Annotated in this window: 12 protein-coding genes, 5 pseudogenes and 1 other annotated feature; of the genes and pseudogenes, 11 read left to right on the top strand and 6 right to left on the bottom strand. The window is 41.0% G+C overall.

Translation table 11 applies throughout. The features are described from left to right. Nucleotides 1-71: 71 nt before the first annotated feature. From TOL5_RS22135 to TOL5_RS22125, 3 genes are read right to left on the bottom strand one after another with little or no spacing between them, the layout of a single operon-like run. Nucleotides 72-782, bottom strand: a complete 711-nt coding sequence (locus TOL5_RS22135) for a serine/threonine protein phosphatase (RefSeq protein WP_199980979.1) — start codon at nucleotides 780-782, stop codon at nucleotides 72-74. Next, on the bottom strand, nucleotides 764-1,486 hold the full coding sequence (locus TOL5_RS22130) for a hypothetical protein (RefSeq protein WP_199980978.1): 723 nt from the start codon (nucleotides 1,484-1,486) through the stop codon (nucleotides 764-766). Before TOL5_RS22130 ends, TOL5_RS22135 begins: the two co-directional genes overlap by 19 nt. Continuing rightward, entirely contained in the window at nucleotides 1,483-2,130 is a 648-nt protein-coding gene (locus TOL5_RS22125; RefSeq protein ID WP_086393400.1) for a MarR family transcriptional regulator, read from the bottom strand. The genes TOL5_RS22130 and TOL5_RS22125 overlap by 4 nt, the downstream gene beginning before the upstream one ends. Nucleotides 2,131-2,385: 255 nt before the next feature. Between TOL5_RS22125 and TOL5_RS22120 the strand changes: the two genes are divergently transcribed. The 5 genes from TOL5_RS22120 to TOL5_RS22100 all read left to right on the top strand — a co-directional run bounded on the left by TOL5_RS22120 (nucleotide 2,386) and on the right by TOL5_RS22100 (nucleotide 6,627). Beyond that, a complete protein-coding gene (locus TOL5_RS22120) occupies nucleotides 2,386-3,318 on the top strand; it encodes an IS5-like element ISAba12 family transposase (protein WP_199980986.1) in 933 nt (310 codons plus the stop codon). Between the two features lie 203 nt (nucleotides 3,319-3,521). Next, nucleotides 3,522-3,797, top strand: a complete 276-nt coding sequence (locus TOL5_RS22115) for a metal/formaldehyde-sensitive transcriptional repressor (protein ID WP_001133625.1) — start codon at nucleotides 3,522-3,524, stop codon at nucleotides 3,795-3,797. Nucleotides 3,798-3,818: 21 nt separating this feature from the next. Next, entirely contained in the window at nucleotides 3,819-4,931 is a 1,113-nt protein-coding gene (locus TOL5_RS22110; RefSeq protein WP_000842132.1) for an S-(hydroxymethyl)glutathione dehydrogenase/class III alcohol dehydrogenase, read from the top strand. A gap of 228 nt (nucleotides 4,932-5,159) precedes the next feature. Beyond that, nucleotides 5,160-5,990, top strand: a complete 831-nt coding sequence (gene fghA, locus TOL5_RS22105) for an S-formylglutathione hydrolase (RefSeq protein ID WP_199980970.1) — start codon at nucleotides 5,160-5,162, stop codon at nucleotides 5,988-5,990. Nucleotides 5,991-6,324: 334 nt separating this feature from the next. Continuing rightward, nucleotides 6,325-6,627 (top strand): putative quinol monooxygenase, encoded by a 303-nt coding sequence (locus tag TOL5_RS22100; protein ID WP_199980969.1) that lies wholly within the window; start codon nucleotides 6,325-6,327, stop codon nucleotides 6,625-6,627. Nucleotides 6,628-6,712: 85 nt separating this feature from the next. Here the strand turns inward: TOL5_RS22100 and TOL5_RS22095 are convergent. Then, nucleotides 6,713-7,507, bottom strand: a pseudogene (locus tag TOL5_RS22095) (hypothetical protein). Beyond that, nucleotides 7,119-7,232, bottom strand: a sequence feature (AL1L pseudoknot). (Overlaps the previous pseudogene by 114 nt.) 163 nt (nucleotides 7,508-7,670) lie before the next feature. Between TOL5_RS22095 and TOL5_RS22090 the strand changes: the two are divergent. The 3 genes and pseudogenes from TOL5_RS22090 to TOL5_RS22080 all read left to right on the top strand — a co-directional run. Further along, nucleotides 7,671-7,745 (top strand): annotated as a pseudogene (locus TOL5_RS22090) (LysR family transcriptional regulator); the annotation flags it as partial. Beyond that, nucleotides 7,742-8,188 (top strand): annotated as a pseudogene (locus TOL5_RS22085) (phytase); the annotation flags it as partial. The pseudogenes TOL5_RS22090 and TOL5_RS22085, both read left to right, overlap by 4 nt. A gap of 97 nt (nucleotides 8,189-8,285) precedes the next feature. Beyond that, nucleotides 8,286-8,504: a hypothetical protein gene (locus TOL5_RS22080; RefSeq protein WP_227560949.1), complete on the top strand. Its 219-nt coding sequence runs from the start codon at nucleotides 8,286-8,288 to the stop codon at nucleotides 8,502-8,504. A gap of 377 nt (nucleotides 8,505-8,881) precedes the next feature. Here the strand turns inward: TOL5_RS22080 and TOL5_RS22075 are convergent, their stop codons facing one another. Then, nucleotides 8,882-9,490 carry a recombinase family protein gene (locus TOL5_RS22075; RefSeq protein WP_004726718.1) on the bottom strand — a complete coding sequence of 203 codons (609 nt, stop codon included), beginning with the start codon at nucleotides 9,488-9,490 and terminating at the stop codon, nucleotides 8,882-8,884. A gap of 94 nt (nucleotides 9,491-9,584) precedes the next feature. On the opposite strand from TOL5_RS22075, the gene TOL5_RS22070 reads away from it, so the two are divergent. From TOL5_RS22070 to TOL5_RS22060, 3 genes and pseudogenes are all read left to right on the top strand, one after another. Then, the gene (locus TOL5_RS22070; RefSeq protein WP_004726714.1) at nucleotides 9,585-12,551 is read left to right on the top strand and encodes a Tn3-like element ISAcsp1 family transposase; all 2,967 of its coding nucleotides are present in this window, start codon (nucleotides 9,585-9,587) and stop codon (nucleotides 12,549-12,551) included. Between the two features lie 16 nt (nucleotides 12,552-12,567). Beyond that, nucleotides 12,568-12,786 (top strand): annotated as a pseudogene (locus TOL5_RS22065) (ATP-binding protein); the annotation flags it as partial. 120 nt (nucleotides 12,787-12,906) lie between these two features. Then, nucleotides 12,907-13,257: pseudogene (locus tag TOL5_RS22060) on the top strand (recombinase family protein); the annotation flags it as partial. Nucleotides 13,258-13,497: 240 nt separating this feature from the next. Here TOL5_RS22060 and TOL5_RS22055 read toward each other — a convergent pair. Continuing rightward, the gene (locus tag TOL5_RS22055) at nucleotides 13,498-14,559 is read right to left on the bottom strand and encodes an AraC family transcriptional regulator (RefSeq protein WP_004656993.1); all 1,062 of its coding nucleotides are present in this window, start codon (nucleotides 14,557-14,559) and stop codon (nucleotides 13,498-13,500) included. Nucleotides 14,560-14,608 lie beyond the last annotated feature (49 nt).

Raw genomic sequence — 14,608 nt, 5'->3', positions numbered from 1 at the left:
AGCGAGTATCTGCTTATAAAAATTAGGTTTATTTGATTTTAACATCCGAATTGGGTATATGAGATTTTATGTTAAATGAATGATATAACCCATAGAGAAATATCATCAAATAATGAAGATACTTCGGATAAATTTTTGCTATAAATTATTGTTTTTATATCATTTTCTGAAAGCTTCCAAAATCCATCGGATGCTAGAATATATGTGGATTTTTTTTCAATATCTAAGGTCTTAAAGCTCAAGGGTTTTAACTTTTTTGTATTAAATGACTTGGTGACAATATTATCATTTGAAGAAGACCTAAGTATCATTTCGATACTTTGGGGATCTGTTTGATTATTTAAGCTCATCGCTAAATTATGAGGATAAGTAATCCAACTGATTTGTTGCTCATTATTGATTTTCCCAAGTTTGCAATCACCCAAATGTGCTGAATAAATTTGAGTCTGACTAAAAATAACCATCAAAATACTCATTGCTGCAGGTCGCAATTTTCCCCGATGTTCTATATAAAAATTCTCTGTTAGACGTTCAAAAAAATCATGTATATCTTGTGTAGTATTATTTAATTGAGCAAAGACGTCCTTCAAAGAAAGCACATAAGCCTGAAAATTTTTAACTAGTATGTCGCTGTTTTTACATCCCCCATGACCATCCACTACGTAACAAAAATATAGATTTTCATTATCAGTAAGGTTCCCTACAGCATCGATTCCAAATTTTTCTGGTGCGCTAAGATTCTGACATAAGGAAAAGGAGTTTATTAATATGCTTTTGGCCATTGTTTTATGATCGCTTGAATTACTTGTAAAGCTCTTTCTCTTGAGCCAAATCTACATTGATCTTCCATTATGATTTCAAAATCAGTTAATTCAGTGAGTTTTTTAAATTGGTCAGATAAGTAATCTTTGAGTTCTGTTGGAGCATTATAGACTTCTTCAACTAAGGAGGATCGTCCCAAGCAAATTGTGATGATATCTTCTAAGTCTTTGCTATATAAGGGATCTTCTTTACGGCCATGTAATGCTTCAAACTTGGTTGCTAAGAAATATTCAGGCATTAAGGTATTGATAATTAAATTATTTTCTAGCTTATACTCTACTTTTTTCTTATAAGCTTCTAGATACCAAGAATTAGAGAAGCCTAAAATTTTTTCATCAGTGGGCATAAAGTCTACAATTAGATCTTCCCCTAGTTGGTAGCGACAAGTGAAGTCCGTGTTCTTTTCAAATGGATCTGAACTTTGATAATTTTTAAACCCTAGTTTTCTGACTTTCTCATCTAACTCATACCATTGGGTTGTAGTCTTTATATCTACAATTAAATCAACATCTTGAGTGTATCTAGTTGATAAAGATAAATTTTCTGGATCTAAAAACAGGCTAGTAGTGCACCCTCCAATAAATACTAGGTCTTTGATAAGATCCTCGCTTAAAGCACTTACAACCTGCTCTAGCATCTTCATTTGTGTTAAAGCATTATTCATTGTAGATACTCACGTAATAGCTTTTCAGCTATTTTCTTTTCCCTTGGGGAACCTATTCTAAACACATCAATAAGAGCAAAAACTTCATACAGGAAATTATCATCTAACGCTGCATATGGTACAGATTTATATAATGGTTCAACTGCTAATCCTGAAATTGATTGATAGCTTTGAGCGGGCCAAATATAAGGTAATGAAGAAGAATACGATAAATGATCTGAAAGTTTTTTATTATTGAAAACAGTAGGAATACCAATATCAATAGCACCAACTTCTGTATGGAAAAAGTATTGAAAACTGTAAATAATTAGGTCTAAGAGAGCTCTTCTATTGGTTTTCCATTGCATTTCTACTAGCTCTAATCGCTTAAATGGTGAATTAGAGGTTACGATCAATAGCCCTATCTTGATTAAACGCTTTAAAGATTCTGAAACCTCACTTTTACTAATAACTACTGCTTCAGCCAACCCTCTGATTGATAAAGAATCATAAAAAGCACTTAATTTTAAAAAGATATCTAACTGCTCATCTTCTAATTTATCCCACTCAAGTTGTGCTTCTGAATAGTAATCTTTGAATATCTGATGCTGGTTCTCAATAGAGATCAGTTTTACGAGAACTAGAATGTCTTGAGGTTTAATCATATTAAGTTACCTTGTCCTCAATCCTTGGACTGAATTCATATTTGATCAATTCATTACCCTGTTTGCAAGTATTTTTTAAAAATAATATTAAATAAAAAAGCCCGACATCTTGTCGGGCTTTTTCGTGTTTGGTGCTAGGTAGGGCTGTCTACCTAATAATCCTAGTGCTAGAACTTATCGTTATTGTTTTATGTTCCGGAAGGCTTTGTTGCACAAACCTATCTGTAAAGGGTTTTTCAGCGATATAATTTTCAAATGAAGAAGCCTACACACAAAATCTACCGCACAACCAATTGGCCCGCATATAACCGAGCACTCATGAGTCGCGGAAATATTGCCATTTGGTTTGATCCTGCTACGCAATGGTATGCGCCATCAAAAGGCAAACAAGGGCGAAATCAAACCTACTCCGACGCAGCCATCCAATGCTGCTTAATGATTAAATCCTTATTCCGTCTGTCTTTACGTATGGTCACTGGCTTTGTGCAAAGTCTGATTAAACTTTGCGGATTAAATTGGATAGCTCCAGATTACACCACGCTTTGTAGAAGACAAAAGCATATTGATATTGTAATCAGCTACCAAAAAAGTAGCGATGGGCTGCATCTACTCATGGACTCTACAGGCATGAAGTTTCTAGGTGAGGGCGAATGGAAACGCAAGAAACATGGACCTGAATATCGTCGCCAATGGCGTAAACTTCATATTGTTATAGATGCTAAAACCCTACAAATACGAGCAGTTCAGCTTACAACCAATAATGTCAGTGATTCACAGGTGCTTGGTGATTTACTTAATCAGATTCCACAAGATGAGCAGATTAACTCTGTTTATACCGATGGAGCTTATGACACCAAGCAATGCCGTCAGGTCATTGCAGATCGGCAAGCGCATGCGGTGATTCCACCTAGAAAAAATGCGAAACCATGGAAAGATACAAAGAGTAGCTCGCTAGAGCGAAATGAATTACTTCGAACAATTAAACGTTTAGGCAGGACACTATGGAAAAAATGGTCAGGCTATCATCGTCGAAGTTTGGTTGAAACTAAGATGCATTGCATCAAATTATTAGGAGATAAACTCAGTGCAAGGAGTTTTGATAGCCAAGTGAATGAGATCCATGCACGTGTAGCAGTCCTTAACAGATTTACGGAATTAGGTCGCCCACTTACCCAAGTTACGCCTTAAATTTGGCTCAATTAGGGGCGCTTTGCATTACAAATCTTTGTGCAACAAAGCCCATCAGCTCTACGATGTTAATTTAAAAAAAACTAAAAACAGGGATAGAAAATTTTCGCTAAAGAGCTTTTTGATTTTCGATTTATAAAAAATATTGCTTTTTTTATACTATGGGGTACTATAGTATAAAAGCTAGCAAATAAGGAGGTCTGATGCCTAATCAGGTTGAAGACAAAAAAAAGATTCTTCTACGCGTCAGAAGGATCAAAGGTCAGACGCAAGCGATTGAAAAAGCGTTAGAAGACAATGTGGAATGTGGTGCAATTCTGCAACAAATATGCTCTGTGCGTGGTGCTATTAATGGTTTAATGAATGAAATGCTGGAGGTTCATTTAAAGGACACTTTAGTATCAGGTGAAACCACAGAACAACAACGAAAAGAAGAATTGGCTGAAATCGCCAAGATTCTAAAATCATATTTAAAATAGATCTGTATAAGGAATTATTCCATGAAGTCACGTGCTGCCGTTGCGTTTGCTCCTGGTCAACCTCTTCAAATTGTTGAAGTTGATGTTGCACCACCGAAGAAAGGTGAAGTATTAATCAAGATCTCCCATACCGGTGTGTGTCATACAGACGCATTTACTTTATCTGGCGATGATCCTGAAGGTGTTTTTCCGGCTATTCTCGGGCATGAAGGTGCTGGTGTCGTAGTTGAGGTTGGTGAAGGCGTGACTAGCGTCAAACCAGGTGATCATGTAATTCCACTTTACACCGCTGAATGTGGCGAGTGCGTATTCTGTAAATCTGGAAAATCGAACTTGTGTATTTCCGTTCGCGAAACTCAAGGTAGAGGCGTAATGCCAGATGGTACCACTCGTTTTTCCTATAATGGTCAACCGATTTACCACTATATGGGCTGCTCAACGTTCAGTGAATACACGGTAGTGGCAGAAGTATCATTGGCTAAAATCAATCCTGAAGCCAATCACGAACATGTCTGCTTACTGGGTTGTGGTGTCACAACGGGTATCGGTGCAGTACACAACACGGCTAAAGTACAAGAAGGTGATAGTGTTGCGGTCTTTGGTTTAGGTGGTATTGGTCTGGCAGTCGTACAAGCCGCACGTCAAGCTAAAGCAGGACGTATTATTGTGGTTGACATGAATCCAGATAAATTTGCGCTGGCAAAAGAGTTTGGTGCAACGGACTTCTTAAACCCTAAAGACTACGACAAACCAATCCAGCAAGTCATTGTCGAAATGACTGGTTGGGGTGTAGATCATTCATTTGAATGTATTGGCAACGTGAATGTGATGCGTGCAGCTCTTGAAAGTGCACACCGTGGCTGGGGACAATCCGTAATTATTGGTGTAGCTGGCGCAGGTCAGGAAATCTCTACCCGTCCATTCCAACTGGTTACTGGTCGTAAATGGCTAGGTTCTGCCTTTGGTGGCGTAAAAGGTCGTACGCAACTTCCAGGAATGGTTGAAGATGCCATGAAAGGTAAAATTCAATTAGAACCATTTGTGACACATACGATGGGCTTGGATCAGATCAATGAAGCCTTTGATCTAATGCATGAAGGTAAGTCAATTCGTACTGTAATTCATTACGAATAATTCCGTCAGACCTTATAGTTTTCCATGCATGTGCATCATGAATGACATGCATGGAATCCTCTAAAACGGCACATTATCTGTAAAACCGATCTATCTGTGTAGGCATCGTGTATAGGTTCAACAAACCTGCCTACATTTTAAATCTTAATCACTATTCTCTGTGGAGAATGTCAGACTCTTTGTTTACTCGATTTCTCATGCAGTCTTGCTCAACATAGGTAATTGATTATGGAAATAATTGAGAAACATGCTTCTTTTGGTGGATCGCAAGAAGTGTATCGCCATCAGTCAATAGCATTAAACTGTTCAATGAAATTCTCAATATATCTGCCACCTCATGACAAAGATGAGCGGTTGCCAGTTTTATATTGGTTATCAGGACTGACTTGCAACGAACAGAACTTTATTACTAAAGCCGGAGCACAAAAGTATGCGGCTGAACATAAAGTCATTATTGTTGCACCAGATACCAGCCCACGTGGAGAAGATGTACCAGATCATGCAGATTATGATTTAGGCCAAGGCGCAGGATTCTATGTGAATGCAACACAAGCACCCTGGTCACAGCATTTCAAGATGTATGATTATATTGTGGAAGAGCTCAGAAATCTGATTGACCAAAATTTTCCGACCAATCAAGTCCAAAGCATTATGGGGCATAGCATGGGTGGTCATGGTGCATTAGTCATTGGGTTAAAAAATCCTAAGCTGTATAAAAGTATTTCTGGTTTTGCACCAATTGTTGCACCTAGCCAAGTACCTTGGGGGAAAAAGGCTTTTACACACTACCTAGGTGAAACCGAAACTTTATGGAAAAGCTATGATGCGATTGAATTAATCAAAAACGCTGAAGTTCATTTACCTATTTTAGTCGATCAGGGAACAGCTGATGATTTTCTTGAAGAACAGCTAAGGCCTAAGCTTCTTAGTAATATTTGTTTGGAACAAGAATATCCTCTTACACTTAACCTAAGAGAAGGGTATGACCATAGCTATTACTTCATTGCGAGCTTTATAGAGAAACATATAGAGTTCCACAGCAAATTCCTAGCTAAATAACTTTCATAGATATGCGGATGTACAATGTTGTTCTTGAGTGCTTCTTGAGCAATATAATTTCCAGATGAAGAGGTCAGCTTATAAATCTAAGGTAGAGTCAATTGATCCTTATATAACTAAGATTGAATTTAATAATCTCATATCTTAATTTTTTGGTTCAAATGTTAATGGGGTTAACTTGAATAAATTCATAGCATTATGTCGAAATAAGAACCTAAATTTTGGCTCAGCTATGGGAATTTTTTTTAACTCTTATACAACAAAACTTTCTGACATGCATACATTAGCAATGTCAGAATCAGTTTGAATTCTAATCAATTGTGGAGTTTTAGTCATGCTTAAAACAGCTTTATATGTCCGTCTTGAAGCTAAACCGGGTAAAGAAGATGAAGTGGAAGCTTTCCTTAAAGCCGGTTTACCTATTGTAATGGAAGAACCTGCGACAGTTGCGTGGTTTGGCCTACGTCTTGGACCTACAACATTTGGTGTTTTTGATGCATTCCCTGATGAGGCGGGTCGCCAAGCACATTTATCTGGCAAGGTTGCAGCTGCGTTGATGGCTCAGGCCGAAGAGCTATTTTCAGAGCCACCGTCTATTGAAAAAGTAGATGTTTTGGCGAGTAAACTACCAGCTTAAACCGACGTTTAAATGTATGAGTGTGCTGCCTGAAATTTTGAATGAAAGGCAGCACTTCAACCCTATGATGTTTGTCAGAGGCTTTCTATTCAAGTTGGGCTACTTTATTTAATGGCTTAATCTCATCATTTACTTGGGTCAATATCCAAAACAGGGTAAATAAACGAATATAACTATTTACATGCTTTATATTGAACCAATCTATCTAATTTACTGTCACATTTGTACCTCTGCTAAACCGTGTCAATCTGCTTTTAGATATTCAATCACCTCTGTTTTGTATAAGCCATTCACCGTTTCAGCCAAAGCATTATCGTATGAATCACCCGTTGTACCGACTGATGCTCGTAAATTTGCTGCTTCAAAACGATTGGTATAGCGAATAGAAAGATATTGAACACTTCTATCGGAATGATGAATCACATTCTTTGGCATGCCTCGATCGTGCAATGCTTCTCATCACAGAGATCTAGAGTCCGATAATAGGTTGAAGGGGCGATCGGTAAAATTCTACAAATCGCCTCGACTCCGTACAGCTCTTTATTATGGATAAAATCCACCATTATTTGTGAGGGCGGTCGAGCTCCGCCTGGGCGAAAAAAGCGGCTGCTTTACGTAGAATTTCATTGGCACGCTTTAATTCTTTAATTTCACGTTCCATTTGCTTCATTTTTTCTTGGTCAGATATCTGTTGTACTTTGGCAGGATTTAGTTGATCCATATGCTTTAAATACCAAACACGCAATGTTTCAGGAGTACAACCGATTTTAGGAGCAATAGCTGTGATTGCTGCCCAAGTAGAAGGATAATCTTTTTCAGATTCAATTAGTAATTGAACCGCTCTTTCTCTAATTTCGGGGGTATAGTTTGGTTTTTTCATCGGAATAGTCTCTCAGAATATTGAGTCTCCGACAAACCCGGTACGGTTCAGTCAATCATATTTGATGGATTAAGTATTACAGCCTTGTTAGGTATAATAAATGAATAATATTATCTTTCAGAATTCCTATTTACGGAATAATTACCATAACACAGGATTGGACATGCAGAACAAATTGGAAATGATACGTATCTTTTGTGTCGCAGCAGAGTGTCGAAATTTTAAAGAGGCAGCAACGATGCCACAGGACGTATTTTCTTAGGTGAAGAAGATGTTGCAGTATGGGTTAAAGATCTTAATCCAAAGACCCAGTTACCGATGCAGCAAGTACTTGCTGTGGGGGATGTCTTATATGACGACATTGAAGGCATGGGACTTTATCACGCAAAAGACAAAAGTTACCTAGTGGTATCTAGTCAAGGCAATGACAGTTTTGTGGTTGTGGATAGCAAAGCACCGTATACAGTTCGGGGCGCATTCCGAGTAGGGATTAACACCGAAAAAGGGATTGATGCCGTCTCAGAAACCGACGGTTTGGATGTAAGTTCTCAAGATTTTGGTGGTAAGTGGAAACAAGGCATGCTGGTGGTACAAGACGGACGCAAACGTATGCCAGAAACTAATCAGAACTTTAAGTACGTTCCTTGGGAAAAAATAGCACAAGCCCTGCACTTGGACTAAATGTTAATTCAGTATATGGGCTGGTGTAGCAAAGCACAGCCCACTTTTATAAATACCTACGCTGCAGCAAGCAGCAATTAAAAAATTGGGGAGCGTTATGCAAGCAACAATGGATCAAATGTCAGTGTGGATGCTGATCAGCCATGCCAGTGTTTTAGTCAAAATTGTGATGTTGATTCTAGTCTTAGCTTCGGTGGTGAGCTGGTATCTGATTGTACGTCACGGCATGCTACTGCGTGGGCAAGAGCAACTCTGGCATCGGTTTTTAAAGAACTTTAGACAGCAAAAAGATTTAAACCTATTACAGCAGGAATAACACTAAATCAAAAAAAATTGGAAGAATGATTATTTAAATATTATTGTAAAACAATAATATATATTAAAATAAATAATTTTTTAAATAAAAAATAGGAAAAAATATATAAGTATTTGCTGTGTAATTTTGAACTGATTAAATCATAAGTTTTGAACAAGCGGTAAAAGATATCAAGGTGTTTTTTATCAATTTATTCTGCCACTCTCAACTCCAACCTAAGCTTGGTGAATATAACGTCATCCTAGGTACTGGATCATTCGGGACAGTTATCGACCAAAACAACAACGATGTACAGCATGATGTTTATTTGAATGCTTGCAGACCGAAGGCCACCAAGGTACTTAGGGGTCGTCTCAGGAAACGGAAAATATAGCACGCTAAGGATTTTCACTCCGACTTCTTTTAACGATATCCAACACGGTATTTTTGCTTAGATTGACCAGCCGACCGACTTGTCGATAAGAGTGTCCAGCAGACACCAACTCCAACACTTTAGGTGCCAGACGATCTGACTTGGTACGTTGACCAGGACGACGACCAAACACAACGCCCCGCGCTTGTGCCGCTGCTACACCAGAGCGCACACGTTCACGTAGTAAATCTCCCTCAAACTCTGCTAATGCAGACATCACAGAAGCCATGAGCTTTCCCTGAGATGTGGAAAGGTCAAACTGCAAACCTGTTTGTGCCACCAGAGATACCCCGAAATGCCCAAGATCTTGTAATGACTGTACGAGATCCACGGTGCTTCTGCCCCAGCGTGTCAATTCCGTCACCAAGATGGCATCGATTTCACGAGATTGCGCCATGGTCATCAAGTATTTTCTTTGCAATCTCTCATCCTTACTGCCTGATGCAGTTTCTTTCCAAACACCGACAACATCGTAGCCGCAACGATTGGCGTAGGCACGTAGGTCATATTCCTGTCGTTCGCAGGACTGATCGTTCGTTGATACTCGGCAATAAATGGCCGCATTCTGTCCCAATTGAACCTCCTTGCGAAATTGCAGCGCAAAGCTAAGCGTGGCGGTACAAAATAATGTACCTTTAATAGTTTAGTTTATTTGGGACTAATGAGCCATGCCGCGCCATTCTATTTTGTCGTCCACGGAATTGGGAAGCCTGTTCGAAATTCCAGATGATAGAGCTTTTATGCTTCAGCATTACACTCTGAGTGATTCTGATAAATCCATAGTCCATCAACATCGAGGGGCATCCAACAAGCTAGGCTTTGCAATTCAACTTTGCTACATGCGTTACCCTGGAGTGATATTGGGTATTAACGACGAACCATTCAAACCCTTACTTTTCATGATGGCTGCTCAACTTAGTATATCAGTGGACTGCTGGAATGATTATGGTCAGCGCGAGCAAACAAGACGAGAACATATTGCCGAATTGAAAAAAGTTTTTGGGTTCAAACTATTCACCTTGAGTGACTATCGGCAATCGGTCAATATGATGGTGGATTTGTCCCTTCAGACAGATAAAGGTCTTATTTTAGCCACAACTCTCGTTGAAAATTTACGACAAAAATCAGTCCTTTTGCCAGCTATAAATGCAATTGATAGTATTTGCGCAGAAGCAATCACATCTGCCAACCGCATAATTTATACTGCTTTGACGAGCTCACTTTCAGAAACTCATCGTCAAAATATAGATGCTTTGCTGAACCGTAAAGAGGGCAGCAAACTGACAATATTGGGGTGGCTTAGACAGTCACCAGCTAAACCAAACTCAAAGTACATGCTTGAGCACATTGAGCGGCTGAAGTGCTTACAAGCCATCGATCTACCTGAAGACATTGGAAAACACGTTCATCAAAATCGCTTACTGAAAATTGCTCGCGAAGGTGGGCAAATGACTCCTGCTGATTTGGCCAGATTTGAATCTCAACGTCGATATGCCACTTTGGTAGCAATCGTTGTGGAGAGTATGGCCACGATCACCGACGAAATTATTGACCTGCATGATCGCATTATTGGAAAGCTATTTGCTATCGCAAAAAATAAACACCAGCAACAATTTCAATCATCAGGTAAAGCGATCAACGACAAAGTGCGTTTGTATGGGCTTATCGGGAAAGCCTTGCTAGATGCCAAGCAAAATGGCAGTGATCCGTTTGCCGCCATCGAAACTGTTATTTCATGGGATGCTTTTGCAGCAAGTATTACTGAGGCAGAAAAACTGGCGCAACCCGAAGACTTTGATTTTTTACCACGAATTGGCGAGAGCTATGCAACTTTACGCCGTTACGCGCCAGAACTTCTTGCCATACTTAAATTGCGTGCTGCCCCAGCAGCAAAAGATATGCTTGCCGCTGTAGAGTTGCTCCGCAGCATGAATGTTGATAATACACGAAAAATCCCCTCTAATGCTCCAATAGCGTTTATCAAAAAACGGTGGGCAAGACTAGTCTTTACCGATGATGGTATTGATCGCCGCTATTACGAAATATGTGTGTTATCTGAACTTAAAAACTCGCTACGGGCTGGGGATCTCTGGGTACAAGGCTCTCGCCAATTCAAAGACTTCGATGAGTATTTAGTGACTGCTGATAAATTTAATCAGCTAAAACAGTCCAATGAGTTACCTCTAACCATTACTACTGATTGTGATCTATATTTGCAAAGTCGCCTTTCACTATTGGAGCAGAAATTAGCAATCATTAATCGCATGGCAGCGACCAACGATTTGCCTGATGCGATGATCAATCAATCTGGTCTAAAAATAACACCTCTCGATGCCGTGGCTCCTGATACAGCCCAAACTTTAATTGACCAAACAGCAATGCTGTTACCACATATCAAGATCACCGAATTATTAATGGAGGTCGATGAATGGACAGGCTTTACTCGACACTTCACTCATTTGAAAACGGATGACACTGCGAAGGATAAAGCGTTATTGCTCACGACCATACTGGCTGATGCAATTAATTTAGGGCTGACGAAAATGGCCGAATCATGTCCTGGTACAACTTATGCCAAACTCTCATGGCTACAGGCTTGGCATATCCGTGATGAAACTTATTCAACGGCATTGGCCGAATTGGTGAATGCTCAATTGAAACAACCTTTCGCTGAAAACTGGGGAGATGGCACTACCTCCTCATCAGATGGCCAACGCTTCCGCGCAGGTGGCAGAGCTGAAAGTACAGGACATATCAATCCAAAATATGGCGCAGAGCCTGGAAGGTTATTTTATACACACATTTCTGATCAATACGCACCATTTAGCAGTAAGCTGATCAATGTGGGCGTTCGTGATTCAACCTATGTTCTTGATGGGCTGCTGTATCACGAGTCTGATTTACGCATCGAGGAACACTACACCGATACGGCTGGATTCACCGACCATGTTTTTGCACTCATGCACATGCTAGGGTTTCGATTTGCACCACGAATTCGTGATCTGGGCGATACGAAACTCTATATTCCAAAGTCAGACATAGACTATGCCGCACTTAAACCCATGATTGGCGGCACACTGAATATCAAACAGATTCGTACTCATTGGGACGATATTTTGCGTCTGGCCGCATCAATCAAGCAAGGGACTGTCACAGCGTCGCTAATGCTACGTAAACTCGGTAGTTATCCACGACAGAATGGTTTGGCATTGGCATTACGAGAGCTGGGGCGTATTGAGCGCACACTGTTTATCTTGGATTGGTTGCAAAGCGTAGAACTACGCCGTCGGGTTCAAGCTGGATTAAATAAAGGTGAAGCCCGTAATGCATTAGCGCGCGCCGTTTTCTTTTATCGATTGGGTGAGATTCGAGATCGAAGCTTTGAGCAACAGCGTTATCGAGCCAGTGGCTTGAATCTAGTGACCGCCGCCATTGTATTGTGGAACACGGTTTATTTAGAGAGAGCGACTAACGCCCTACGAGGGCATGGTCGCACAGTCGATGATACCTTGCTGCAATATCTGTCACCGCTGGGGTGGGAGCACATCAATTTAACTGGGGATTATCTATGGCGAAGCAAAGCCAAGATAGGTGGTGGAAAATTTAGGCCATTGCGCGCAATTGAAAAACCTTAGCGTGCTATATTTTCCGTTTCCTGAGACGACCCCTATCATTACGACGAACTTGAGCTTCTCGGAATGGAGCAATGTATTTGGTGATGCTAAGTTGACGACTGCACTGCTGGATCGACTGACTCATCATTGCCATATCATCGAAACGGGTAATGAATCCTATCGTTTTAAGCAAAGCACGGAGGAAGCCAAGCAGCGTATAAAGAAACGAGAAGCAGAGAAAGGAGAGTTATTTTAACCGTCGATCAGTGAAGAAAAAGCAACAGCAATTGATCGATTTATCCACAGCAGTGTAGTACGCTACATTGCTTAAATGCCTGGTCAATATTCAACGAGCATCGCTGGTCAATATTAAGTGAGCGTCAACAATCTTGGGCATTTCGGGGTATCTCTGGTGGCACAAACAGGTTTGCAGTTTGACCTTTCCACATCTCAGGGAAAGCTCATGGCTTCTGTGATGTCTGCATTAGCAGAGTTTGAGGGAGATTTACTACGTGAACGTGTGCGCTCTGGTGTAGCAGCGGCACAAGCGCGTGGCGTTGTGTTTGGTCGTCGTCCTGGTCAACGTACCAAGTCAGATCGTCTGGCACCTAAAGTGTTGGAGTTGGTGTCTGCTGGACACTCTTATCGACAAGTCGGTCGGCTGGTCAATCTAAGCAAAAATACCGTGTTGGATATCGTTAAAAGAAGTCGGAGTGAAAATCCTTAGCGTGCTATATTTTCCGTTTCCTGAGACGACCCCTAACTGAAGACATTGACGGTGGATGGGCTGCAATGGGAATTAAAACCTCTACAGAGTTCACAGCGGGTTGCAAGCGTTGGGTTGAGTTGAGGTTATCGGATTGGAAGTGGAGGGCTGCCATATGATTGCCATCTCTGACATAGCGTTTTAAGGTATTTTTCTAGGGCGTATTGATGTTTCAACGTATTAACAATCATACGAACAACCTCATTCTCTCAGGTCATTTTCTTCTTGCCGATGGGTGATTTTTCGCCGATAAGCACTTGGTGATACACCAAACCAGCGTTTAAACGCGCGCCGAAAATTAGCAGAGTCGTGGTAATTCAGTAAGCTGGCAATTGCCTCGACCGATATTTGAGGGTCATGTAAATAACTACTGGCTTTCTCAGATAAAATCCGATCTCGAATCAGCCGGTAACTCGTGTTCTCTTTGACCAGACGTCTGGCCAGCGTACGCTTATTCATAAACAAGGCTGCAGCCAGATCCTCTTCACTCAGTTGCCCGAGCGGATAGGACAGCATGGCTTTTTGCACTTGGTAGGTGGTGCTGTGTTGTTGGGTCTTGAGCCGGTTGAGGATCATTTCGCATTGTTGCATCGCCAGCAGATAGCTATCGTGCTGCGCGGATGCATTGGCAATCAAGCACAACTCGGTCGGCACTCGGATCGACAGTTGTGGCTGATCAAACTGATAGGTACCGGCAAGATAATCCGCGTAACAGGCATGATGATCGGGGGCGGGATGGCTAAACTGAATCACCGCCTCGGTCAGCGGTCGTCCAACAATAAATTCGGCACATTCCGAAAAAATCACCGCAACAGTTTCGGACAGTAGCCGATGTACTGCATGACTCAAGGTCTGCTCAAAGAAAATCAAGCAGGTCGTCCACTCAGCATTGGTGTGTGTTTCGAGCCTAATCAAACTCATACGGGTCGGCAAAAAAGTTTGAAACGCTTGTAACACGGCCAATAAGTTCGGGCTGCTATTGATTAAAAAGCCCATCGAGCCATGTGTTGACGGCGTGAGCCGCTGCCCTAAACGCAAGCCAAACTGATCGGATGCGGACAACTCCAAGCTATTTTGTAAGATTTGAATCTGTTGGCTGGCCGTGATCATGGTGTCATCACGCATCAGTTGCTCAGTGGTCAGCGCAGTGAATTTTAATAATTTCGGCAGATCGCGCGCTTGTAAGTCCAGTTCTCGACCGATCAAACGGGTATAGCTACACGGAATGATCGCGGGTTCTTTGCCTGAGTGAGTCTGATACATGGAATATGCTTTATTGGCTGACGAGGTAATATTGTCTTTTTATGACCTC

The organism is Acinetobacter sp. Tol 5 (assembly GCF_019702905.1).
Lineage (GTDB): Bacteria > Pseudomonadota > Gammaproteobacteria > Pseudomonadales > Moraxellaceae > Acinetobacter > Acinetobacter bereziniae.
The sequence above is the reverse complement of the archived record's forward strand: the minus strand, read 5'-3'. Positions and strand labels throughout refer to the sequence as shown.

Excerpts from the sequence above, each read along its gene's own strand:
- TOL5_RS22130 (WP_199980978.1), bottom strand. The coding sequence starts at position 1,486 with ATGAATAATGCTTTAACACAAATGAAGATGCTAGAGCAGGTTGTAAGT.
- TOL5_RS22115 (WP_001133625.1), top strand. The coding sequence starts at position 3,522 with ATGCCTAATCAGGTTGAAGACAAAAAAAAGATTCTTCTACGCGTCAGA.
- fghA (WP_199980970.1), top strand. The coding sequence starts at position 5,160 with ATGGAAATAATTGAGAAACATGCTTCTTTTGGTGGATCGCAAGAAGTG.
- TOL5_RS22080 (WP_227560949.1), top strand. The coding sequence starts at position 8,286 with ATGCAAGCAACAATGGATCAAATGTCAGTGTGGATGCTGATCAGCCAT.
- TOL5_RS22100 (WP_199980969.1), top strand. The coding sequence starts at position 6,325 with ATGCTTAAAACAGCTTTATATGTCCGTCTTGAAGCTAAACCGGGTAAA.
- TOL5_RS22110 (WP_000842132.1), top strand. The coding sequence starts at position 3,819 with ATGAAGTCACGTGCTGCCGTTGCGTTTGCTCCTGGTCAACCTCTTCAA.
- TOL5_RS22135 (WP_199980979.1), bottom strand. The coding sequence starts at position 782 with ATGGCCAAAAGCATATTAATAAACTCCTTTTCCTTATGTCAGAATCTT.
- TOL5_RS22125 (WP_086393400.1), bottom strand. The coding sequence starts at position 2,130 with ATGATTAAACCTCAAGACATTCTAGTTCTCGTAAAACTGATCTCTATT.
- TOL5_RS22070 (WP_004726714.1), top strand. The coding sequence starts at position 9,585 with ATGCCGCGCCATTCTATTTTGTCGTCCACGGAATTGGGAAGCCTGTTC.
- TOL5_RS22055 (WP_004656993.1), bottom strand. The coding sequence starts at position 14,559 with ATGTATCAGACTCACTCAGGCAAAGAACCCGCGATCATTCCGTGTAGC.
- TOL5_RS22120 (WP_199980986.1), top strand. The coding sequence starts at position 2,386 with ATGAAGAAGCCTACACACAAAATCTACCGCACAACCAATTGGCCCGCA.